A 22,472-nucleotide genomic window follows, 5' to 3' on the forward strand; every position below is an offset into this window, starting at 1 on the left:
ACGCGTACCTCTCCGTACGCGACCTGCGCGTGCACTTCCCGACCGACGACGGCCTCGTCAAGTCCGTCGACGGGCTCTCCTTCGACCTGGAACGCGGCAAGACCCTCGGCATCGTGGGCGAGTCCGGCTCCGGCAAGTCGGTGACCTCGCTGGCCATCATGGGCCTGCACCGCACCGGGAACGCCCGCAGCCGCCCGCACATCTCCGGCGAGGTCCGGCTCGACGGCGAGGACCTCGTCTCCGCCGCCGACGACCACGTGCGCAAGCTCCGCGGCCGCAAGATGGCGATGGTCTTCCAGGACCCGCTCTCGGCGATGCACCCGTACTACACGGTCGGCGCGCAGATCGTCGAGGCGTACCGCACCCACCACGACGTCGACAAGAAGACCGCCCGCAAGCGGGCGGTCGAGATGCTCGACCGGGTCGGCATCCCCGAGCCCCACCGGCGCGTGGACGGGTACCCGCACGAGTTCTCCGGCGGCATGCGCCAGCGCGCGATGATCGCCATGGCGCTCGTCAACAACCCCGAGCTGCTCATCGCGGACGAGCCGACCACCGCCCTGGACGTCACCGTCCAGGCGCAGATCCTGGACCTGATCCGAGACCTGCAGAAGGAGTTCGGCTCCGCGGTCATCATGATCACGCACGACCTGGGCGTGGTCGCCGAGATGGCCGACGAGATCCTCGTGATGTACGGCGGCCGGTGCGTCGAGCGCGGTACCGCCGAGAAGGTCTTCTACGAGCCCCGGCACCCCTACACCTGGGGCCTGCTCGGCTCGATGCCGCGCATCGACCGCGACCAGACCGAGCGCCTCATCCCGGTCAAGGGTTCGCCCCCCAGCCTCATCAACATCCCGAGCGGCTGCGCCTTCAACCCGCGCTGCCCCTACGCCGACGTCCCCAAGGGCGGCATCACCCGCACCCAGCGGCCCGAGCTGGTCCAGGACGACAGCCGGCACTGGTCCGCCTGCCACATGTCGCAGGACGAGCGGACCCGGATCTGGACCGAAGAGATTGCGCCGAAGCTGTGACCGACGACATGAAGAAGGACGCCGCGCAGGGCACCGCGACGGACCCCGCCGGGCCCGGCGCCAAGGGGTCCGAGGCGGAGCCGCTGCTGCGGGTCACCGGGCTGGTCAAGCACTTCCCGATCAACAAGGGACTGCTGCGCCGGCAGGCCGGGGCGGTCAAGGCCGTGGACGGTATCGACTTCGACGTCCGCCGCGGTGAGACCCTCGGCGTCGTCGGCGAGTCCGGCTGCGGCAAGTCCACGATGGGCCGACTGATCACGCGCCTGCTGGAGCCGACCGGCGGCACCGTCGAGTTCGAGGGGCGCGACATCACGCACCTCGGGGTCGCCGGGATGCGTCCGCTGCGCCGCGACGTGCAGATGATCTTCCAGGACCCGTACGGTTCGCTGAACCCGCGGCACACCGTCGGCACCATCGTCGGCGCCCCCTTCAAGCTCCAGGGGGTCTCCCCGGAGGGCGGGCTCAAGGCCGAGGTGCAGCGGCTGCTGTCGCTCGTGGGCCTCAACCCCGAGCACGTCAACCGCTACCCGCACGAGTTCTCGGGCGGCCAGCGCCAGCGCATCGGCATCGCCCGGGCCCTGGCCCTGAACCCGAAGCTGGTCGTCGCCGACGAGCCGGTGTCCGCGCTGGACGTGTCGATCCAGGCCCAGGTGGTCAACCTGCTGGACGACCTCCAGGAGGAGCTCGGCCTCACGTACGTGATCATCGCGCACGACCTGTCGGTGATCCGGCACGTCTCGGACCGCATCGCGGTGATGTACCTCGGCAAGATCGTGGAGCTGACCGACCGCAAGTCGCTCTACGAGAACCCGATGCACCCGTACACCAAGGCGCTGCTGTCGGCCGTGCCGGTGCCGGACCCGCGGCGGCGCGGCGCCAAGAGCGGACGCATCCTGCTCAAGGGCGACGTGCCCTCGCCGATCTCCCCGCCGAGCGGCTGCCGCTTCCACACCCGGTGCTGGAAGGCCACGCAGATCTGCACGACACAGGAGCCGCCGATGCTGTCCCTGGCCACCGGCCACCAGGTCGCCTGCCACCACCCCGAGAACGCCCCGGACCAGGCTCCGGGCGACAAGGCCCTGCCCGGCGCGGCGGACGCGGTGATATCGGTCGCGGAGTAGCGGACGAGACCGGCACCACCGATGGAGCGGGGCCCCCGGGAGACGTCCCGGGGGCCCCGCTCCGTTTCCGGGCGACAATGACGGGGTGCTCCACGATCTCTTCCCGCCCGGCGTCCAGCACGCCCTGGACCTCGCGGGCATCTTCGTCTTCGCCACCGCGGGCGCGCTGCTCGCCGTACGCAAGAACTTCGACGTCTTCGGCATCGCCGTGCTCGCCCTGGTCACCGCCCTCGGCGGCGGCCTGCTGCGCGACCTGTGCATCGGCGCCGTCCCGCCGGCCGCCTTCGGGGAGCTGAGCTTCTTCGTCACGCCGCTGATCGCGGCCGCGCTCGTCTACTTCCTGCACCCCGAGGTCCAGCGCATCAACCGGGCCATCAACGTGTTCGACGCCGCCGGCCTCGGCCTGTTCTGCGTGACGGGCACGACCAAGGCGTACGAGTACGGCCTCGGGCTGACCGCCTCCGCCGCGCTCGGCCTGGCCACGGCGGTCGGCGGCGGCGTGCTGCGCGACGTACTGGCCAACGAGGTGCCGTCGCTGCTGCGCGACCGGGAGATGTACGCCGTGCCGGCCGTGGTGGGTGCGGCCATGGTGGCCCTCTTCATCGCGTTCGACATGCTGAACGCCGTGACGACCGGCCTCGCGATCGTCACCACCTTCGTGCTGCGTCTGCTCGCCATGCGCTACCACTGGCGCGCGCCGCTGGCCTGGAACCGGCGTTCGTCGGTGGCCGAGGAGCCGTAGGCGGGGGCGGCGGGGCGGCCGGAACGGGCGCGGAAACAGCGGCGGGGCGGCCCGGACCCGGGCGCGGAAACAAAAGCTACCGCTTAGTAGCCCTCCGGTGTACCGTCGTTCCATGGCATACGCAGCGGCCCAGGCCTCCATCGGCGACAGCGAATTCGACCGCGACACCGGCATCTCCCCCCGCGCGGGAGAGCCCGGCGCGTACGACGCGGAACTCTCCGCCGGCTGGACGATCATCACCGCCGTCAACGGCGGCTACCTGCTGGCCCTGGTCGGCCGTGCCCTGTCGGCCGCCCTGCCGCACCCGGACCCCTTCACCGTCTCCGCGCACTACCTGACCTCCTCGGTGCCCGGCCCCGCCGTCATCCGCACCCAGGTCGTCCGCGTCGGCCGCACCCTGTCCACCGGCCAGGCCTCGCTGTTCCAGTTCGACGAGAACGGCGCCGAGGTCGAGCGCATCCGCGTCCTCGCCTCCTACGGCGACCTCGCCGCGCTGCCCGACGCCGTGCACACCGCCGCCGTACCGCCCGCCTTCCCCGCGTACGAGGACTGCCTCGGCGCCGAGGCCGGCCCCGCCCCCATCCCCGGCAGCTCCGCCATCGTCGACCGCCTCCGGCTGCGGCTGGACCCGGCGACCGCCGGCTGGGCCGTCGGCGCGCCCTCCGGCAAGGGCGAGATGCGGGCCTGGTTCGAGCTGGCCGACGGCCGCGACCCCGACCCGTTCTCGCTGCTCCTCGCGGTGGACGCGCTGCCGCCGACCGCCTTCGACCTCGGGCTGGTCGGCTGGGCCCCGACCGTCGAACTGACCACCCACATCCGCTGCCGCCCCGCCCCCGGTCCGCTGCGGGTCTCCATCACCACCCGCAACATGGCGGGCGGCTTCCTGGAGGAGGACGCCGAGGTCTGGGACTCGGCGGACCGGCTCGTGGCCCAGTCCCGCCAGCTCGCGCGGGCCCCGCGGTAGGGCTCCCGACGGCGCCGGCCGGCGGGGGCCGTACGGTGACCCGCCGCCCGCCGGGGAGCCGGCGCCCGGGGGACTCGTAGAATCGGGGGATCATGGCCTACCTCGACCACGCCGCCACCACCCCGATGCTGCCGGAGGCCGCTGCGGCGATGACCGCGCAGTTCGCCGCCACGGGTAACGCGTCCTCCCTCCACGCCGCCGGCCGCCGCGCCCGCCGCACCGTCGAGGAGGCCCGCGAGGCCCTCGCCGAAGCCCTCGGAGCCCGGCCGAGCGAGGTGGTGTTCACCTCGGGCGGCACCGAGGCCGACAACCTCGCGGTCAAGGGCCTGTACTGGGCCCGCCGCGACGCCGAACCCGCCCGGACCCGGGTCCTCGCCAGCCCCGTCGAGCACCACGCCGTCCTCGACGCCGTGCACTGGCTCGCCGAGCACGAGGGCGCGCGCGTCGAGTACCTGCCCGTCGACCGGCACGGCCGGGTGCGTCCCGAGGCGTTCCGGGAGGCCGTCGAACGCGACCCGCACGACGTGGCCCTGGCCACCGTCATGTGGGCCAACAACGAGATCGGCACCGTCATGCCGGTCCGCGAACTGGCGGGGATCGCCCGCGAGTACGGGATCCCCCTGCACTCGGACGCCGTCCAGGCCTTCGGGCAGCTCGACGTCCGCTTCGGCGACAGCGGCCTCGCCGCCATGACCGTCAGCGGGCACAAGATCGGCGGCCCGTACGGCATCGGCGCGTTGTTGCTCGGCCGCGACCAGAGCCCCGTCCCCGTGCTGCACGGCGGCGGGCAGGAACGGCACGTCCGCTCCGGCACCCTCGACGTACCGGCCGTCGCCGCCTTCGCGGTGGCCGCCGTACTCGCCGCCGAGCGGCGGGAGCGGTTCGCGGCGGAGGTCGGCGCCCTGCGCGACGAGCTGATCGCCGCCGTGCTGCGGGCCGTCCCCGACGCCGTCCTCGGCGGCGACCCCGACGACCGGCTCCCGGCCAACGCCCACTTCAGCTTCCCGGGCTGCGAGGGGGACTCCCTGTTGCTGCTCCTGGACGCGCAGGGCATCGAGTGCTCCACCGGCTCCGCCTGCACCGCCGGCGTCGCCCAGCCGAGCCACGTCCTGCTGGCCACCGGCACCGACCCGCAGCTGGCCCGCGGCACGCTGCGGTTCTCCTTCGGCCACACCTCCACGAAGGAGGACGTCGCCGCGGTCGCCGCCGCCATCGGCCCCGCCGTCACCCGAGCCCGCACGGCCGGCCTCAGCTGACCCCCCGCCCCTCGGCGCGGCCTCAGCCCGGTCCGCCTCATACGCGACCCGGTCGGAGGTCAGCCCTTGGGCGTGGCGGCCAGGGCTTCGGCGGTCATGCGGAGGTAGCGGTCCCAGTCCCAGTGGCGGCCCGGGTCCGTGTGGTCGGCACCCGGAACCTCGGAGTGGCCCACCAGGTGCTCCCGGTCGACGGGTATGTCGTAGCGCCGGCAGATGTCCGCCGCCAGCTTCGCCGAGGCCGCGTACATCGCGTCCGTGAAGTCCTGCGGCCGGTGCACGAAGCCCACGTGCTCGATGCCGACGCTGCGCTCGTTCATCGAGCGGTTGCCCGCGTGGTAGGCCACGTCCAGCTCGCGCACCATCTGCTCGATGTGGCCGTCCTGGCGCACGATGTAGTGCGCCGACGCCTTGTGCCACGGGTTCTTGAACGCGTCCACCGAGGAGGCGAAGCCTCCCTGTGTGACGTGCACGACGATCCGGTCCACCCGGTAGTCGTCCGGCCGGTCGGCCAGCCGCCAGTTCGCGGGCGACGCCGCCGTCCAGCTCGCGCCCACGTGGTCGAGCTCGCCCTCCTTGCGGGGCTTGGAAACCCCCGGCATCAGCCACCAGGCCCGGCCGATCTCCTCGCGCCCGACGACCGCCGTCGCCGCGAGGACGCCGAGCCCGCCGAAGAGCACCGCCCTGCGGGTCCTGCGCGCCGGTTTCCCGGCCTTGTCCGCCTGCTCCGTCATGTGATCCACCCCCCACAGCCGATAACGCGCCGTGACCCCGCTCGGTTCCCCGTACCCTGGACGGTGCTATGACTCAGAACCTGCCGCGCACCGCCCGTCCCCTTCGCGTCCTGGCCGCCATGTCCGGCGGCGTGGACTCCGCCGTCGCCGCCGCCCGCGCGGTCGAAGCCGGGCACGACGTCACCGGCGTCCACCTGGCGCTCTCCGCGAACCCGCAGTCCTTCCGGACCGGGGCCCGCGGCTGTTGCACCATCGAGGACTCCCGGGACGCCCGCCGCGCCGCCGACGTCATCGGCATCCCGTTCTACGTGTGGGACCTCGCCGAGCGCTTCCGCGAGGACGTCGTCGAGGACTTCATCTCCGAGTACGAGGCCGGCCGCACCCCGAACCCCTGCCTGCGCTGCAACGAGAAGATCAAGTTCGCGGCGCTGCTGGACAAGGCCCTCGCCCTCGGCTTCGACGCCGTCTGCACCGGCCACTACGCCACCGTCGTGCTGAACGAGGACGGCTCCCGCGAGCTGCACCGCGCCTCCGACATGGCCAAGGACCAGTCGTACGTCCTCGGCGTGCTCGACGAGAAGCAGCTCGCCCACGCCCTCTTCCCGCTCGGTGACACCCTCACCACCAAGGAGGAGATCCGGGCGGAGGCCGAGGAGCGCGGTCTGGCCGTCGCGAAGAAGCCCGACAGCCACGACATCTGCTTCATCGCCGACGGCGACACCCAGGGCTTCCTCGCGAACCGCCTCGGCAAGGCCGAGGGTGACATCGTCGACGAGAGCGGGGAGAAGGTCGGCACCCACGAGGGCGCCTTCGGCTTCACCATCGGCCAGCGCAAGGGCCTGCGCATCGGCCACCCCGCCGCCGACGGCAAGCCGCGCTACGTCCTCGACATCTCGCCGGTGAACAACACCGTCACCGTCGGACCCGTCGAGGCGCTCGACGTCGGCGCGCTCACCGCGATCCGGCCCCGCTGGTGCGGCTCCACGGCCGCCGCCCCCGGCACCTACACCGCGCAGCTGCGCGCCCACGGCGGTGAGACCGAGGTCTTCGCCGAGCTCGTGGACGGCGAGCTGCGCGTCGCCTTCACCGAGCCGGTCCGCGGCGTCGCCCCGGGCCAGGCGATCGTGCTCTACGACGGCACCCGTGTCGTCGGCTCCGCCACCATCGCGACGACGACCCGGACCGCGGCCGCCGTCTGAGGCGGGCGCGGTCCGGGTCGTACGGTCGTCGGGTCCGCGCGGTCCTACGGGCCGCCGCGGGTCCTGCGGGTCAGGCCACCGTCAGGACGATCTTGCCGGTGGTGCGGCCCAGTTCGCCGATCTCGTGGGCCCTGGCGGCCTGCTCCAGCGGCAGCACCGTGTCCACCAAGGGCTTCAGCAGCCCCTGGTCGGCCAGGTCGGCGATGCCCCGCAGGCCCGCCAGGTCGGGCTCGACCAGCAGCCACACGGCCCGCGCGGAGCCCGCGTCGGCCGGGACGGAGTCGGGGCCGGGCAGCGAGATCAGGTGGCCGCCCGGCTTCAGCACCTTGAGGGAACGCTCCGCGGTCCCGTCGCCGAGCGCGTCGATCACCACGTCCACGTCGGAGACGACCTCCGTGAAGTCCTGCTCCCGGTAGTCGACCAGCTCGTCGGCGCCCAGCCCGCGCAGCAGCTCGTGCTTGGCCGCGCTCGCGGTGCCGATGACGTACGCGCCGCGCGCCTTGGCGATCTGCACCGCCAGGTGGCCCACGCCGCCCGCCGCCGCGTGCACCAGGACCCGCTGACCGGCCGTGACGCCGGCGGTGTCCACCAGCGCCTGCCACGCGGTGAGCGCCGCCAGCGGCAGCGCGGCCGCCTGTACGTGGTCCAGGGCGGCGGGCTTGCGGGCCAGGTGCCGGGCCGGGGCCACCACGTACTCGGCGTAGCCGCCCCCCTGCCGCGGGAAGAGCGGCATCCCGAAGACCTCGTCGCCCGCCCGGTACAGGGTCACGCCGGGGCCGACCGCCTCGACGGTGCCGGAGACGTCCCAGCCCAGGATCGGGGTCTCGCCCCAGGCGATCAGGGCGCCGCTGGCGCGGGTCTTCCAGTCGACCGGGTTCACGCCGGCCGCGTGGACCCGTACCAGGACCTCGCCCAGGCCGGGCTCCGGGCGCTCGACCTCCCGCTCGACCAGGTTCTCGGGTCCGCCCCACTCGTTCACGACCATCGCGCGCATGCTGTCCGCCTCGTTCCGTCCGATTGGTGTCCGTCGCCGGGCCGTTCCGTTCCCCGGCGACGTGTTCCAGATTCGGACACCGCGCGCCCCGACGGTATTGGCCGTCCGGCCACTATGTGACAGGATCTGGCCATGAGCGAGGCGCGTACGGAACTGACGAAACCGACCGAACCCGTGCAATCCGCGCCACTCCCGGCACCGACCGGCCGGAGCGGGGCGGACGGCCGGCACCTGGTCGCCGTCCTGGCCCTGCCCGGCTTCCCGCCGTTCGAGCTGGGCATTCCGTCCCGGGTCTTCGGCAGCGCCGTGGACGAGCACGGCGCCGACCTGTACGAGGTCGTCGTGTGTACCGCCGACGGCGGCCCGGTGACCAGCGACTCCGGCTTCGCCATCCAACCCGCCGCCGGGCCCGAGGCCCTCGCCGCCGCCGACACCGTGATCATCCCGCCCACCCACGCGATGCCCGAACTGGCCCTCGGCGGGCCGCTGCCGCCCGAGGTGGCCGCGGCCATCGCCGGCATCCGCCCCGGCACCCGCCTGGTCTCCATCTGCAGCGGCTCCTACGTGCTCGCCGCCGCCGGGCTCCTCGACGGCCGGCCCGCGACGACCCACTGGAACCTCGCCCCCGAATTCCGCCGGGCCTTCCCCCGGGTCCTGGTCGACGAGGAGGTCCTCTTCGTCGACGACGGCGACATCCTGACCTCCGCCGGCGTCTCCGCGGGCGTCGACCTGTGCCTGCACCTGGTCCGCCGCGACCACGGCGCCGCCATCACCAACCGGGCCGCCCGGATGTGCGTCGTACCGCCGTGGCGGGACGGCGGGCAGGCCCAGTACATCGACCGGCCCGTCCCCGAACCCACCGTCGCCACCACCACGGCCACCCGCGCGTGGGCCCTGGAGCGGCTCGCCGAGCCCATCGCCCTCGCCGAACTCGCCGCCCACGCCCGGATGAGCCTGCGCACCTTCACCCGGCGCTTCCGCGACGAGGTCGGCATGACCCCCGTGCAGTGGCTCACCGCCCAACGCCTGGAGATCGCCCGCCAGTTGCTGGAGTCCAGCGACCTGCCGGTCGATCTCGTGGCGCACCGCGCCGGTTTCGGCTCCGCCAACTCCCTGCGCCAGCACATGCGCGCCGCCCTCGGGGTCTCCCCGATCGCCTACCGCCGCACCTTCCACCCGCACGGCCCGGCCGCCGAAGCCGAAGCCGCGGCCTCCGCCTCCCCGGCCCCCGTCGCGACCTGACATGACCTGTGAGGGAATCGACCCGGGGGGTACCCCCTCGGGCACGATGGGAGCCGAGGCCCCGGGGACCCGGGGCGCGTGACAGGGGAGACCGCCATGACCGCGTACGCCATCGCCCACATACGTCCCGCGGCGCCGAACGAGGACATCCTGCGCTACATCGAGGAGATCCAGTCGACCCTGGAGCCCTTCGGCGGCCACTTCCTCGTCCACGGCGCCGAGGTCGAGGTCCTCGAAGGCCCCTTCCCCGGCACCATCGTCATGATCGGCTTCCCGGACATCGAGCGGGCCCGCGCCTGGTACGCCTCGCCCGCCTACCAGGAGATCCTGCCGCTGCGCACCGCCCACATCGCGGGCGAGACGTTCCTGGTCGAGGGCGTCCCCGCCGGCTACGACGCCCGCACGACCGCCGCCGCGCTGCGGGCCCAGGCCGGCCTCTGACCCGGCCGACCCGCCCGCCCCGGTGCCCGCCCGGCCCGCCTGCCGGGCCGTGGACGGCGCCGGGCCGGGGCGATCACCGGCCGCCCCGCCACCTGCTTCCGGCCGGGGGCCGCGGGGCCCCCTCGGGGGTGCGAGCATGGCCCGTATGCCTACTCATCTCATCACCGGTGCCGGCTCCGGCATCGGCGCCGCCGTCGCGGCCCGCCTCCACGCCCGCGGCGACGACCTGGTCCTCCTCGCCCGTGACGCCGGCCGGGCCCGGCAGCTCGCCGACGCCCATCCCGGCGCGCGGACCCTCGTGGGAGACCTGGCCGACCCCGACCGGCTGTCGTGGGCCTTCTCCAAGCAGCCGATCCCGGAGCGCATCGACTCCCTCCTGCACATCGCGGGCATCGTCGACCTCGGCCCCGTCGGCGAGCTGCGCCCCAAGACCTGGCACCAGCAGCTCAACGTCAACCTGATCGCGCCCGCCGAGGTCACCCGGCTGCTGCTGCCCACCCTGCGCGCCTCCAAGAGCACCATCGTGTTCGTGAACTCCGGCGCCGGACTCGCCGCCCACGCCGACTGGAGCGCGTACGCCGCCTCCAAGCACGGCCTCAAGGCCCTCGCCGACTCGCTGCGCGCCGAGGAGAAGGAGCACGGCATCCGCGTCACCTCTGTCTACCCCGGACGCACCGCGAGCCCCATGCAGGCCAAGGTGCACTCGCAGGAGGGCAAGGACTACGACCCCGCCGCCTGGATCGACCCCGAGTCGGTGGCCACCACCATCGTCATGGCCGTCGACCTGCCCCGCGACGCCGAGGTGAACGACCTGTCCGTCAGGCCCGGCCGATGACCGGCGCCACCGGAGTCGGCTCGCTGCCCGGCGGGGACGCCCGCGAGGCCGCCAAGACCGTCACCGGTTCCTTCGAGGAGTTCCCGTACCTCGCCGAGCTGCCCGCCCGCGGGCCCGGCGCGGACATGATCGGCCGGTCCCTCGGGCTGCTCGTCGACCTGTACGCCCACGTCGAGCCGAGCGGCTGGCGCATCAGCGACCGCCCGGGCCGCGACACCCGCCGCGCCCGCTCCTGGCTCGGCGAGGACCTCGACGCCCTGGAGGAGTTCACCCAGGGCTACACCGGGAAGCTCAAGGTCCAGGCCGTCGGACCGTGGACGCTGGCCGCCTCCCTCGAACTGCACGGCGGCGAGGCCGTGCTCCAGGACGCCGGTGCCTGCCGGGACCTGGCAGCCTCCCTCGCCGAGGGCCTGCGCGCGCACCTGGCCGACGTCCACAAGCGCATCCCCGGCGCCGAGATCGTCCTCCAGTACGACGAGCCCTCGCTCACCTCCGTCCTCCTCGGCCGGGTCCGCTCGGCCAGCGGCTACCGCACCTACCGGGCCGTCGACCGGCAGGTCGTCGAAGGCACCCTGCGCGAGCTCTTCGCCGTCCACGACGGCGAGGTCGTCGTCCACTCCTGCGCCCCCGAGGTCCCCTTCGCGCTGTTGCGACGGGCCGGAGCGGCGGGCGTCTCGTTCGATTTCTCGTTGCTCACCGAGCGCGAGGACGACGTCCTCGGGGAGGCCGTCGAGGGCGGCCTGAGACTCTTCGCCGGAGTGGTGCCGGGCACCGACGCCGCGTTGTCCGACCCGGGCGGTAGCGTCATGGGGGTCAGGAAGCTTTGGCGCAGGCTGGGGCTGGCCCCGGGGACTCTCGCCGAGTCCGTCGTGGTCACTCCCTCGTGCGGCCTGGCGGGCGCCTCGCCCGCCTACGCCCGCGCGGTGCAGGCCCATTGCGTCAGGGCGGCGAGGTCGCTCGCCGATAACCCTGAGTGACGCTCGGGACGGGCCACGGGAGGACACGGCATGGCAGCCGAACAGCAGGACACGGCAGTACCGACGGCGGTGCGCGAACAGCACGCGCTGCTGGCCGAGCAGGTCGAGGAGCACCGCTTCCGGTACTACGTGAACGACCAGCCGGTCGTCAGCGACGCCGAGTTCGACACGCTGCTGCGCTCGTTGGAGGCGCTGGAGGAGCAGTACCCGCAGCTGCGCACGCCCGACTCGCCCACCCAGAAGGTGGCCGGGGCGTACGCGACGGACTTCGCCTCCGTCGAGCACCGGGAGCGGATGCTCTCCCTCGACAACGCCTTCGACGACGAGGAACTGGCCGCCTGGGCCGAGCGCGTGGCCCGGGACGCCAACACCTCCGACTACCACTACCTGTGCGAACTGAAGGTGGACGGCCTCGCCGTCAACCTCACCTACGAGAACGGCCGCCTCACCCGCGCCGCCACCCGCGGCGACGGCCGCACCGGTGAGGACATCACGCCCAACGTCCGCACCATCGCCGAGATCCCGGACCGGCTGAAGGGCGAGCGGATCCCGGCCCTCGTCGAGATCCGCGGCGAGGTCTTCTTCCCGATGGAGAAGTTCGAGGAGCTCAACGCGCGGCTCGTGGCGGCGGAGGGCAAGCCCTTCGCCAACCCGCGCAACGCGGCGGCCGGATCGCTGCGGCAGAAGGACCCCAAGGTCACCGCCGGCCGGCCGCTGCACATGGTCGTGCACGGCATCGGCGCCCGCGAGGGCTTCGACATCGAGCGGCAGTCGCAGGCGTACGAGCTGCTGCGCGAATGGGGCCTGCCCACCGCCCAGCACAACGCGGTGGTCTCCACGCTCGCCGAGGTGCGGGAGTTCATCACCCGCTTCGGCGAGAACCGGCACTCGGTGGAGCACGAGATCGACGGGGTCGTCGTCAAGCTCGACGAGATCGCCCTCCAGGGCCGGCTCGGCTCCACCGCCCGCGCCCCGCGCTGGGCCATCGCCTGGAAGTACGCCCCCGAAGAGGTCAACACCAAGCTGATCGACATCAAGGTCGGGGTCGGGCGCACCGGGCGGGTGACCCCGTACGCGCAGGTCGAGCCGGTCACGGTGGCGGGCTCCGAGGTCGAGTTCGCGACCCTGCACAACCAGGAGGTCGTCAAGGCCAAGGGCGTCCTCATCGGCGACACCGTCGTACTGCGCAAGGCGGGCGACGTCATCCCCGAGATCCTCGGCCCGGTGGTGGACCTGCGCGACGGCGGCGAGCGGGAGTTCGTCATGCCGGCCGAGTGCCCCGAGTGCGGGACGCCGCTGCGGCCGATGAAGGAAGGGGACATCGACGTCCGCTGCCCCAACGGGCAGACCTGCCCGGCCCAGTTGCGCGAGCGGCTCTTCTACCTCGGCGGCCGGCAGAGCCTGGACATCGAGAACTTCGGCATGGTCGCGGCGGCCGCGCTGACCGGCCCGCTGGAGCCGGCCACGCCCCCGCTGCTGGACGAGGGCGACCTGTTCGGCCTGACCATCGAGCAGCTGCTGCCCATCAAGGCGTACGTCCTCGACGCGGACAGCGGACTGCCCAAGAGGGACCCGAAGACCGGCGAGGAGAAGATCGTCACGGTCTTCGCCAACCAGAAGGGCGAGCCGAAGAAGAACGCCCTGGCGATGTTGGAGAACATCGCCGCCGCCAAGGACCGTCCGCTCGCCCGCATCATCAACGGCCTGTCGATCCGTCACGTCGGCCCGGTCGCGGCGGAGGCCCTCGCCCGCGAGTTCCGTTCCATCGAGCGCATCGAGCAGGCCTCCGAGGAGGAGCTGACCGCCACGGAGGGCGTCGGCGCGATCATCGCGGCCTCCCTCAAGGAGTGGTTCGCCGTCGACTGGCACCAGGAGATCCTCCGCAAGTGGCGGGAGGCCGGCGTCCGGATGGAGGAGGAGGGCTCCGCCGAGGAGCAGGGTCCGCGTCCGCTCGAAGGGCTGACCGTCGTCGTCACCGGCACCCTCGTGGGCCACACCCGCGACGGCGCCAAGGAGGCCCTGCAGAGCCGGGGCGCGAAGGTCACCGGATCGGTGTCCAAGAAGACCTCGTTCGTGGTGGTCGGCGACAACCCCGGCTCGAAGTACGACAAGGCCGTGCAGCTGAAACTGGCCATCCTGGACGACGCCGGGTTCGAGGTGCTGCTCGAACAGGGGCCCGACGCGGCACGCGAAGCCGCGCTCCCCCTGGACGACGGGGCCGCGGCGGAGTAGTAACCCCCACGGGAGCCGCCGAGAAGGGCGCGTCGGGGGCGAACGGATGCATGGCGTGCGGCCGTGCGGGCGGGCGCACGCCCGGCGCGGCACCCGGTGGTAAACGGCCGGTACAGGCCTGGTCGTGGCGGGGTGCGCTGTCGGATCATCGGTATGGCGACGGGGGGCCTGGTCCAAACTCACCCGTTCGGCGGATACCGTACTGATGAGGATGGCTGGGTCGCATTCGGGCAACCGCTGCCGACCGCTGCCCCTGGGTGCCCCTCGCGTCCTACTGTTGTGGGGTGCGCCTGTCGTGCACGGCTGCCCGGAAGCGATCGCGGCCGTGATGGCATGACATCGGGGCCATCGCGTGACATCGGCATCGCCGGCTGTGAGAGGGACGGGCATGAAACCCACCGAAAGCGCCGACCCGTCACCTGAGTTGGGCGGGGAACCCCCGCCCGTACGGACGGGCCGGCTCGGACTCCTGGGCGCCAGAACGCCGCAGACCCGCCCCCTCGACACCGGTACGGGCGGCGGAACCGGCGGACAACGGCGCACCGCACTGCCCCTGGTGGTCATCGGCATGGCCGCCGTGGTCCTCGCCGGCGGCATCGTCTCCACACTGACGAGCCGTCAAGCCCTGTTCCCCGGTGGCCGCGTGGGCTGGGCGCTGGCGATCCTCACCGGAGTCATCGTCGGCCACCTCGTCGCCCTCGGCCGGGACCGCTGGTGGGGCGGCACCGGCTCGGGCGCCGCCCTCACCCTCGGCGTGCTCCTCCTCTACGGCTGGGTCCCCGCCGGACTCGTCTCGCTGGCCGTGGTCACCCTGGTCGGCGCCGCCCGCCGGCACCGCTGGCGCCAGGGGCTGCTCCACGGTTGCGTCGACATCCTCGGCATCGGCGCGGGAGCCCTCGTCCTGGCCGCCTTCGACGACACCCCGACCGTCGAGGAACCCTGGCTGCCCGGCACCTGGGGCCCGGCCGACGTCCCCGAGGTCGTCCTCGTCGCCGTCTCCTACCTCGCCGTCACCCGGCTGCTGCTCTGGTGCTCGCTCGCGCCCCGCGGCGGCGGGCTGCCCACCGTCGCCCGCACCGCCCTGCTCCGGCAGGCCCTGGTCGCCGCCGCCCTGCTCGGCATCGCCCCGCTGATCTGCGTGGTCGCCGTCAGCCAGCCGGTGCTGCTGCCGCTGTTCGCCGTACCGCTCATCGCGCTCGACTCCACCCTGTGGATCGCCCGGGCCCGGGCCGAGGAGCAGTTGCGCGACCCGCTGACCGGGCTGCCGAACCGCCAGTGGCTGCTGGAACGTGCCTGGTCGGCCCTCGACGAGGCCGAACGTTCGGGTACCCGGTCCGCCCTCGTCCTGATCGACCTGGACCGCTTCCGGGCCGTCAACGACACCCTCGGCCACCTCGCCGGGGACCGGCTGCTGCTCCAGATCGCCGACCGGCTGCGCCAGGCCCTGCCCCAGGACGCGGAAGTGGCCCGGCTCGGCGGCGACGAGTTCGCCGTACTGCTGCCCGTCGCCGACTCCACCACCAGCGCCCAGCGGGTCGCCCGCCACCTCGTCGCCGAACTCAGCTCCCCGCTCGACCTCGACGGCCTCACCCTCGTCCTGGAGGCCAGCGCCGGACTCGCGGTCTTCCCCGACCACGCCCTGGACGCGGAAGGCCTGCTGCGCCGCGCCGACGTCGCCATGTACCAGGCGAAGCGCGACCGCACCGGCGTCGAGGTGTACGAGTCCAAGCGGGACAGCAACACCCCCGACCGCCTGGGACTCCTCGGCGACCTGCGGCGCGCCCTGGACGCGGGCGAGGTCGAACTCCACTACCAGCCGAAGGTCCGCTTCGACGGACAGGTCGCCGGCCTGGAGGCCCTGGTGCGCTGGGTGCACCCGGAGCGCGGGCGCGTCCCCCCGGACGAGTTCATCGCGATCGCCGAGACCTCCGGGCTGATGCCCCACCTCACCGAGTACGTCCTGGAGACGGCCCTCGCCCAGGTCGCCCGCTGGCGCGCCCAGGGCCTCAAGGTGCCCGTCGCCGTCAACGTGTCGCCGCGCGACGTCCACACCCCCGGCTTCGCCGGCGCCGTCGCCGCCCGCCTCGCCCGGCACGGGGTACCGGCGAGCGGCCTCCAGCTGGAGATAACGGAACACGTCCTGCTGGAGGACCCCCAGCGGGCCGCCGACACCATGGCCGGCCTGACCGGGTACGGCGTCAAGATGTCCCTGGACGACTTCGGCACCGGCTACTCCTCGCTGGTGCACCTGCGCCGGCTGCCCGTCAGCGAGTTGAAGATCGACCGCTCCTTCGTCGCCCGGCTCGCCGTGGACGCCCAGGACGCGGAGATCGTCCGGTGCACCGTCGACCTGGCGCACTCCCTGGGACTGCTCGTCGTGGCCGAGGGCGTCGAGGACGACGAGACGTGGGAGCGGCTGCGCGACCTGGGCTGCGACGCCGTCCAGGGGTGGCTGGTGGCGGCCGCGATGCCACCGCAGGAAGCCACCGCCTGGCTGCTGGCCCGGGGCGAGCGCGGCTGGCGCCGGCCGGCCGACATCGACGCCGAGCTCGCCGCCGCGGCGGCCGCCGCGGAGCCGCAGTCCTCGTGACCAGGTGACGGGACCGACGAGGTGACGATGTGAGTCGATGCCGGGCGGCGCCGCCCTCTAGGATTGGGCCCTACGCCCAGAACTCCAACCCCAGAGGATCGCCGCATGCCTGGCATTACGCGCGAGGAGGTCGTTCACCTCGCTCGGCTGGCACGTCTTGAGCTGGCCAGCGATGAGCTGGACCACTTCGCCGGACAGCTCGACGACATCATCGGCGCGGTCGCCCGCGTTTCCGAGGTAGCCGACCAAGACGTACCGCCGACCTCCCACCCGCTGCCGCTGACGAACGTCATGCGCGCGGACGAGGTCCGCCCGTCGCTCACCCCCGAGCAGGCGCTTTCCGGCGCTCCCGCCCAGGAGCAGCAGCGTTTCAAGGTGCCGCAGATCCTGGGGGAGGACTAATCACCATGACCACCGAAAACATCCTGAGCATCATCAAGCTCACCGCCGCCGAGACCGCTGCGAAGATCGCCTCCGGCGAACTCACGGCCGTCGAGGTCACCGAGGCCCACCTGGCCCGCATCGAGGCGACGGACGAGAAGGTCCACGCCTTCCTGCACGTCGACCGCGAGGGCGCCCTCGCGCAGGCCCGCGCCGTCGACGCCAAGCGCGAGGCGGGCGAGGAGCTCGGCCCGCTGGCCGGCGTACCGCTCGCCCTCAAGGACATCTTCACCACCATCGGGGTCCCGACCACCGTCGGTTCGAAGATCCTCGAAGGCTGGATCCCGCCCTACGACGCCACCCTCACGCGCAAGCTGAAGGAAGCCGACGTCGTCATCCTCGGCAAGACCAACATGGACGAGTTCGCCATGGGGTCCTCCACCGAGAACAGCGCCTACGGCCCCACCGGCAACCCGTGGGACCTCACCCGGATCCCCGGCGGGTCCGGCGGTGGCTCCGCCGCCGCGCTGGCCGCCTTCCAGGCCCCGCTCGCGATCGGCACGGACACCGGCGGTTCCATCCGTCAGCCCGCCGCCGTCACCGGCACCGTCGGCGTGAAGCCCACGTACGGCGGCGTCTCCCGCTACGGCATGGTGGCCTTCTCCTCGTCCCTCGACCAGGGCGGTCCCTGCGCCCGTACGGTCCTGGACGCGGCCCTGCTGCACGAGGTCATCGCCGGGCACGACCCGCTCGACTCCACCTCCATCGACGCGCCGGTCCCGCCGGTCGTCGAGGCGGCCCGCAACGGCTCCGTCGCCGGGATGCGCGTCGGCGTCGTCAAGCAGTTCTCCGGCGAGGGCTACCAGGCCGGTGTCGTCCAGCGCTTCAACGAGTCCGTCGCGCTCCTCAAGGAGCTCGGCGCCGAGATCGTCGAGCTGGACTGCCCCTCCTTCGACCTCGCGATGGCCGCGTACTACCTGATCGCGCCGTCCGAGTGCTCCTCGAACCTGGCCCGCTTCGACGCCATGCGCTACGGCCTGCGCGTCGGCGACGACGGTACGAAGTCCGCCGAGGACGTCACCGCCCTGACCCGTGAGGCCGGCTTCGGCGACGAGGTCAAGCGCCGCGTCATCCTCGGTACCTACGCGCTCAGCTCCGGCTACTACGACGCGTACTACGGCTCGGCCCAGAAGGTCCGCACGCTCATCACGAAGGACTTCGAGAAGTCCTTCGAGCAGGTCGACGTGATCGTCTCCCCGACGACCCCGACCACCGCCTTCCCCATCGGCGAGCGTTCCGACGACCCCCTCGCCATGTACCTCGCGGACCTGTGCACCATCCCGACCAACCTGGCCGGCAACTCCGCCATGTCGCTGCCCTGCGGCCTGGCACCGGAGGACGGTCTCCCGGTCGGGCTCCAGATCATCGCCCCGGCGATGAAGGACGACCGCCTGTACAAGGTCGGTGCCGCCGTCGAGGCCGCCTTCATCGAGCGCTGGGGTCACCCGTTGCTTGAGGAGGCACCGTCGCTGTGAGCACCAGTGCACTGTCCAAGGCCAAGGGCTTCAAGAAGTCCAAGACCGGGACCTACCTGTCGATCGGCACCACGGCCTTCGGCGCCCTGAGCGTGCTGAAGCAGGTCAAGAAGGCCCGCGTCGAGCGCGACACGCTGAAGCTGATCGACGCCGCCGTGTCCGCCGCCGCCATCGTCACCGGCCTCGCGATCCTGTACCGCGAGCTGAAGCGCCTGGGCGACGACGACGTCCTGCTGGGCTGAGAGGGAAAGTTTCACCGTGACCACCTTCACCGAACTCCTGTCGTACGAGGACGCTCTCGCCTCGTTCGACCCCGTCATGGGCCTGGAGGTCCATGTCGAGCTCGGCACCAGGACCAAGATGTTCTGCGGCTGCTCGACCGAGCTGGGCGCCGAGCCCAACTCGCAGACCTGCCCGGTCTGCCTCGGTCTGCCCGGCGCGCTCCCGGTCGTCAACGAGATCGGCATCGAGTCCGCCATCAAGATCGGCCTCGCGCTGAACTGCGAGATCGCCGAGTGGTGCCGCTTCGCCCGGAAGAACTACTTCTACCCGGACATGCCGAAGAACTTCCAGACCTCCCAGTACGACGAGCCGATCGCCTTCAACGGCTTCCTCGACGTACAGCTGGAGGACGGCGAGATCTTCCGCGTGGAGATCGAGCGCGCCCACATGGAGGAGGACACCGGCAAGTCGCTGCACGTCGGCGGTGCCACCGGCCGCATCCACGGCGCGTCCCACTCCCTGCTGGACTACAACCGCGCCGGCATCCCGCTCATCGAGATCGTCACCAAGCCGATCGAGGGCGCGGGCGAGCGGGCCCCCGAGGTCGCCAAGGCGTACGTCGCCGAGCTGCGCGAGGTCATCAAGGCGCTCGGCGTCTCCGAGGCCCGCATGGACAAGGGCCAGATGCGCTGCGACGTCAACCTGTCGCTGCGCCCGACCCCCGAGTCCGAGTTCGGCACCCGCTCGGAGACCAAGAACGTCAACTCCCTGCGGTCCGTCGAGCGGGCGGCCCGCTTCGAGATCCAGCGCCACGCGGCGGTGCTCTCGTCGGGCGGTTCGATCGTGCAGGAGACCCGGCACTTCCACGAGGAGGACGGCTCCACCACGGCCGGCCGCATCAAGGACAACGCCGAGGACTACCGCTACTTCCCGGAGCCGGACCTCGTGCCCGTCGCCCCGGCCCGCACCTGGGTCGAGGAACTGCGCGCCGGTCTGCCCGAGATGCCGCGCGTGCGCCGCAACCGGCTCCGCGAGGAGTGGGGCGTCAGCGAGCACGACATGCAGTCGATCCTCAACGCGGGCGCGGTGGACTCCATCGTCGCCACGATCGAGGCGGGCGCCGACTCGGCGGCCGCCCGCAAGTGGTGGATGGGCGAACTGGCGCGCAACGCGAACGAGCAGGGCGTCGTCGTCGACGAACTGCCGATCACCCCGGCGCAGGTGGCCCGGGTCGCGGCGCTGGTCGCGGACGGCTCGCTCAACGACAAGCTGGCCCGTCAGGTCATCGAGGGCGTCCTCGCCGGCGAGGGCACCCCGGACGAGGTCGTCGACAAGCGCGGCCTGAAGGTCGTCTCCGACGAGGGCGCGCTGGGCGCGGCCGTGGACGAGGCCATCGCGGGCAACGCGGCCATCGCGGACAAGATCCGCGGCGGCAAGGTCGCCGCCGTCGGCGCCCTGGTCGGCGCGGTCATGAAGACCACCCGCGGCCAGGCCGACGCGGCGCGCGTGAAGGAACTCATCCTGGAACGCCTGGGCGTCACCGAGGGCTGAGCCCCATCGGCCGACACTCGGACGTCCGCCTCGGCCGCGAGCCCGACCGCAAGGGCCCCGCCCCCCGATCAGGGGACGCGGGGCCCTTCCGCGTGACCGGCCTCCCGATGGCCGGCCCGCACTGCGACAGTCTGGGTTAGGGTGACCTAACCAATGGGGTGTCGGTGAAGGGGTGGGTGGGCATGGTCGCGGGCAAGGGGTGGGAGGGCATGGTCCTCAAGTTGCTCAGGGGCAAGGACTTCACCTTCACCGTGACGCAGGTCGAGCAGGTCACCGAGCACTTCCGGCGGATCCGCTTCACCGACGGCGGACTGCTCGCGGCCGCCGGGGAGTCCCTCCACCCGACCATGTGGGTGCGGGTCTGGTTCGAGGGCGGCAGCCGACCGCACCAGCGGGCGTACACCCTCGTCGACCCCGACCCGGCCACCGGCACCTTCGCGTTCGAGTTCGCCCTCCACGACGGGCTCGCCAGCCGGTGGGCGCGCGGCGCCGCGCCGGGTGACACCGTCGAAGCCACCGTGCAGGGCACCGGTTTCACCGCGCCCGACCCGGCGCCCGAGCGGCTGCTGGTGATCGGCGATCCGGCCTCCCTGCCCGCCATCAACTCCCTGCTGGACGCCTACCCGGCAACCCCGGCGACCGTCTGGTTCGAGACCCAGCACGCCTCGGACGTGGACCTGCCGCTGCGCACCGATGCCGGTCGGCACGACGTCCGGCGGGTGGAGCGGGGCGCGACGGCGCTCGCCGACCGGGTCCGGGCCGAACTGCCCGAGCTGGTCGCCGACCCGGCGTCCGCCTACGTGTGGATGGCCTGCGACACCGCGACCACCCGCGCCCTGACGGCGTACCTGCGCAAGGACCTGGCCCTGCCCAAGCAGCGGGTCAACAGCCTCGGGTACTGGCGGGCGGCCTGAGGCGCGCACCCCGGCGGCGCTCGTCGCCGTGAGGGGTCAGGCCCCGACCGTGCCGTCCACGGCCTCGCGGAGGAAGTCCGCGTGGCCGTTGTGGCGGGCGTACTCGTGGATCATGTGCAGCATCACCACGCGGGCCGAGACGTCCGCCTCCCACTTCGGGACGTGCGCCGTCACGTCGAGGGACACCAACGCGGCCTCGACCGACCGGGCGTGCTCCACCTCGGCCCGCCAGGCGGCGAACGCCTCCGCCATCGTGGCGCCGGTCGTGTCGTAGGCGGCCTGGAAGTCCCGCCGGTCGGACCACACGTGCGGCACGTCCGCGTCACCGCCCAGCGTGCGGCGGAACCACTGTCGCTCCACCTCGGCCATGTGCCGGACCAGCCCCAGCAGGGACAGCGTGGACGGCGGCGAGGCCGGGCGGCGCAGGTCCTCGTCCCCGAGGCCCTCGCACTTCATGGCGAGGGTGGCCCGGTGGAAGTCGAGGTACGCCCGCAGGGTCTCGCGTTCGCCGGCGGTAAGGGGCGGACCGATGCGCTCGACGTCCCGGACGACGGGGGCGACCACCGCCGGGTCCGGGGCGCCGGCGGGTGTGCCTTCGGTGCTCGTACGGCTGCTCATGGCGATCATCCTGCCGTCCCGTCCACCCTTCCGGGAAGGGCACCGCTCCCGCCTCGGCCCCGCCACACGTACGGGACGGTGACCCCCAACACCCCGAAACCGAGGCGCTCCAGGATCGGCCGGCTGTCGTCCGACGCGTCCACCTGAAGGTACGGAACACCCCGCTCCGCCGCCACGCGGGCGCGGTGGGCCACCAGCAGCCGGTAGATGCCCCGGCCGCGCCAGTGCGGGTCGGTACCGCCGCCCCACAGCCCCGCGAAGGAGGACCCAGGCCGCATCTCCATCCGGGCCGCGCTCACCGGAACGTCGCCGGCCATCGCCACCACGGCCTCGACCGTGTCCGGCTCGTCGCGCAGCAGCCGCAGCAACGTCTCCCGGATCGCCGGCCGCTCGGTGCCGAAGGCCCGACGGTGGACCTCCATCATCAGATCCACCCCGGCCCGGTCCCGCACCACCCGCAGGGCGATCCCCCGCGGCGGCTCCACCGGCAGCCCGGCGAGATCGGCCGTACGGGCCACCAGCACCGTCTCCGCCGGCTCCGGTACGAAGCCCGCCGCGCGCAACCGGTCCCCGAGGTCGGCCGGCCGGTCGTGGGAGTACAGCTTCCACTCGAACTCCGTGCCCGCGCCGAACTCCGTGCCCGCGCCGTGCTCGTCCCGCGCCGCGAAGAACGCCACCTGCTCCGCGATGGCCGCGTCCGCCGTCGTCTCGTCGAGGTCCGACCAGAGCACCCCGTTCCAGCCCGGGCCCGGCACGGTCTGCCGGACGACCGGACCGACCCGCTCCACCCGCGCCGCCGCGACGTCGGGCGCCGCGTCCCGGCGCATCTGGGCGTCGTGCAGGGCGCGCACCGTCAACAGCTGTTCATCATCCATCGGGTTGCTCATCGGGCCAGC

21 protein-coding genes are annotated in these 22,472 nt (G+C 72.9%); 17 read left to right on the forward strand and 4 right to left on the reverse strand.

The window, feature by feature from the left end:
* Nucleotides 1-23 precede the first annotated feature (23 nt).
* The 5 genes from AB0D46_RS24010 (at nt 24) to AB0D46_RS24030 (ending at nt 5,114) form a co-directional block, all read left to right on the forward strand.
* Nucleotides 24-1,031: an ABC transporter ATP-binding protein gene (locus AB0D46_RS24010; RefSeq protein WP_362880323.1), complete on the forward strand. Its 1,008-nt coding sequence runs from the start codon at nt 24-26 to the stop codon at nt 1,029-1,031.
* A gap of 8 nt (nt 1,032-1,039) precedes the next feature.
* Entirely contained in the window at nt 1,040-2,152 is a 1,113-nt protein-coding gene (locus AB0D46_RS24015) for a dipeptide ABC transporter ATP-binding protein (RefSeq protein ID WP_362880324.1), read from the forward strand.
* Between the two features lie 85 nt (nt 2,153-2,237).
* Entirely contained in the window at nt 2,238-2,894 is a 657-nt protein-coding gene (locus AB0D46_RS24020; RefSeq protein ID WP_362880275.1) for a trimeric intracellular cation channel family protein, read from the forward strand.
* A 112-nt stretch (nt 2,895-3,006) separates the two neighbouring features.
* Nucleotides 3,007-3,858 (forward strand): thioesterase family protein, encoded by an 852-nt coding sequence (locus tag AB0D46_RS24025; protein WP_281208048.1) that lies wholly within the window; start codon nt 3,007-3,009, stop codon nt 3,856-3,858.
* A gap of 92 nt (nt 3,859-3,950) precedes the next feature.
* Entirely contained in the window at nt 3,951-5,114 is a 1,164-nt protein-coding gene (locus tag AB0D46_RS24030) for a cysteine desulfurase family protein (RefSeq protein WP_362880277.1), read from the forward strand.
* A 59-nt stretch (nt 5,115-5,173) separates the two neighbouring features.
* Here the strand turns inward: AB0D46_RS24030 and AB0D46_RS24035 are convergent, their stop codons facing one another.
* Complete coding sequence (locus tag AB0D46_RS24035; protein WP_362880279.1) at nt 5,174-5,845, reverse strand: N-acetylmuramoyl-L-alanine amidase; 672 nt, start codon at nt 5,843-5,845, stop codon at nt 5,174-5,176.
* 68 nt (nt 5,846-5,913) lie between these two features.
* Between AB0D46_RS24035 and mnmA the strand changes: the two genes are divergently transcribed.
* Nucleotides 5,914-7,044 (forward strand): tRNA 2-thiouridine(34) synthase MnmA, encoded by a 1,131-nt coding sequence (gene mnmA, locus AB0D46_RS24040; RefSeq protein ID WP_362880281.1) that lies wholly within the window; start codon nt 5,914-5,916, stop codon nt 7,042-7,044.
* Between the two features lie 70 nt (nt 7,045-7,114).
* Here mnmA and AB0D46_RS24045 read toward each other — a convergent pair whose 3' ends face one another.
* On the reverse strand, nt 7,115-8,038 hold the full coding sequence (locus AB0D46_RS24045; RefSeq protein WP_362880283.1) for an NADP-dependent oxidoreductase: 924 nt from the start codon (nt 8,036-8,038) through the stop codon (nt 7,115-7,117).
* 132 nt (nt 8,039-8,170) lie between these two features.
* On the opposite strand from AB0D46_RS24045, the gene AB0D46_RS24050 reads away from it, so the two are divergent.
* From AB0D46_RS24050 to AB0D46_RS24100, 11 genes are all read left to right on the forward strand, one after another.
* Nucleotides 8,171-9,280, forward strand: a complete 1,110-nt coding sequence (locus AB0D46_RS24050) for a helix-turn-helix domain-containing protein (RefSeq protein WP_362880284.1) — start codon at nt 8,171-8,173, stop codon at nt 9,278-9,280.
* Between the two features lie 96 nt (nt 9,281-9,376).
* Nucleotides 9,377-9,721 carry a DUF1330 domain-containing protein gene (locus AB0D46_RS24055; RefSeq protein WP_362880286.1) on the forward strand — a complete coding sequence of 115 codons (345 nt, stop codon included), beginning with the start codon at nt 9,377-9,379 and terminating at the stop codon, nt 9,719-9,721.
* 145 nt (nt 9,722-9,866) lie between these two features.
* Nucleotides 9,867-10,556, forward strand: a complete 690-nt coding sequence (locus AB0D46_RS24060) for an SDR family oxidoreductase (protein WP_362880287.1) — start codon at nt 9,867-9,869, stop codon at nt 10,554-10,556.
* Nucleotides 10,553-11,533, forward strand: a complete 981-nt coding sequence (locus AB0D46_RS24065; protein ID WP_362880289.1) for a methionine synthase — start codon at nt 10,553-10,555, stop codon at nt 11,531-11,533. Before AB0D46_RS24060 ends, AB0D46_RS24065 begins: the two co-directional genes overlap by 4 nt.
* A 30-nt stretch (nt 11,534-11,563) precedes the next feature.
* Nucleotides 11,564-13,765, forward strand: coding sequence for an NAD-dependent DNA ligase LigA (gene ligA, locus AB0D46_RS24070; protein ID WP_362880291.1), 2,202 nt, complete (start codon nt 11,564-11,566; stop codon nt 13,763-13,765).
* Between the two features lie 388 nt (nt 13,766-14,153).
* Complete coding sequence (locus AB0D46_RS24075) at nt 14,154-16,355, forward strand: bifunctional diguanylate cyclase/phosphodiesterase (protein ID WP_362880293.1); 2,202 nt, start codon at nt 14,154-14,156, stop codon at nt 16,353-16,355.
* Nucleotides 16,356-16,460: 105 nt separating this feature from the next.
* Nucleotides 16,461-16,757 carry an Asp-tRNA(Asn)/Glu-tRNA(Gln) amidotransferase subunit GatC gene (gene gatC, locus AB0D46_RS24080; RefSeq protein WP_281206952.1) on the forward strand — a complete coding sequence of 99 codons (297 nt, stop codon included), beginning with the start codon at nt 16,461-16,463 and terminating at the stop codon, nt 16,755-16,757.
* A 5-nt stretch (nt 16,758-16,762) separates the two neighbouring features.
* Nucleotides 16,763-18,271, forward strand: coding sequence for an Asp-tRNA(Asn)/Glu-tRNA(Gln) amidotransferase subunit GatA (gatA, locus tag AB0D46_RS24085; protein WP_362880295.1), 1,509 nt, complete (start codon nt 16,763-16,765; stop codon nt 18,269-18,271).
* Nucleotides 18,268-18,513: a hypothetical protein gene (locus tag AB0D46_RS24090; RefSeq protein ID WP_362880297.1), complete on the forward strand. Its 246-nt coding sequence runs from the start codon at nt 18,268-18,270 to the stop codon at nt 18,511-18,513. The genes gatA and AB0D46_RS24090 overlap by 4 nt, the downstream gene beginning before the upstream one ends.
* Nucleotides 18,514-18,529: 16 nt before the next feature.
* On the forward strand, nt 18,530-20,044 hold the full coding sequence (gene gatB, locus AB0D46_RS24095) for an Asp-tRNA(Asn)/Glu-tRNA(Gln) amidotransferase subunit GatB (protein WP_281206949.1): 1,515 nt from the start codon (nt 18,530-18,532) through the stop codon (nt 20,042-20,044).
* A 182-nt stretch (nt 20,045-20,226) separates the two neighbouring features.
* On the forward strand, nt 20,227-20,958 hold the full coding sequence (locus tag AB0D46_RS24100; RefSeq protein WP_362880298.1) for a siderophore-interacting protein: 732 nt from the start codon (nt 20,227-20,229) through the stop codon (nt 20,956-20,958).
* A gap of 36 nt (nt 20,959-20,994) precedes the next feature.
* On the opposite strand, the gene AB0D46_RS24105 is transcribed toward AB0D46_RS24100, so the two are convergent.
* Entirely contained in the window at nt 20,995-21,576 is a 582-nt protein-coding gene (locus AB0D46_RS24105; protein ID WP_362880299.1) for a DinB family protein, read from the reverse strand.
* A gap of 5 nt (nt 21,577-21,581) precedes the next feature.
* Entirely contained in the window at nt 21,582-22,451 is an 870-nt protein-coding gene (locus AB0D46_RS24110) for a GNAT family N-acetyltransferase (RefSeq protein ID WP_362880301.1), read from the reverse strand.
* Nucleotides 22,452-22,472 lie beyond the last annotated feature (21 nt).

Source organism: Streptomyces sp. NPDC048383, from assembly GCF_040651775.1.
Classification (GTDB): Bacteria; Actinomycetota; Actinomycetes; order Streptomycetales; family Streptomycetaceae; genus Streptomyces.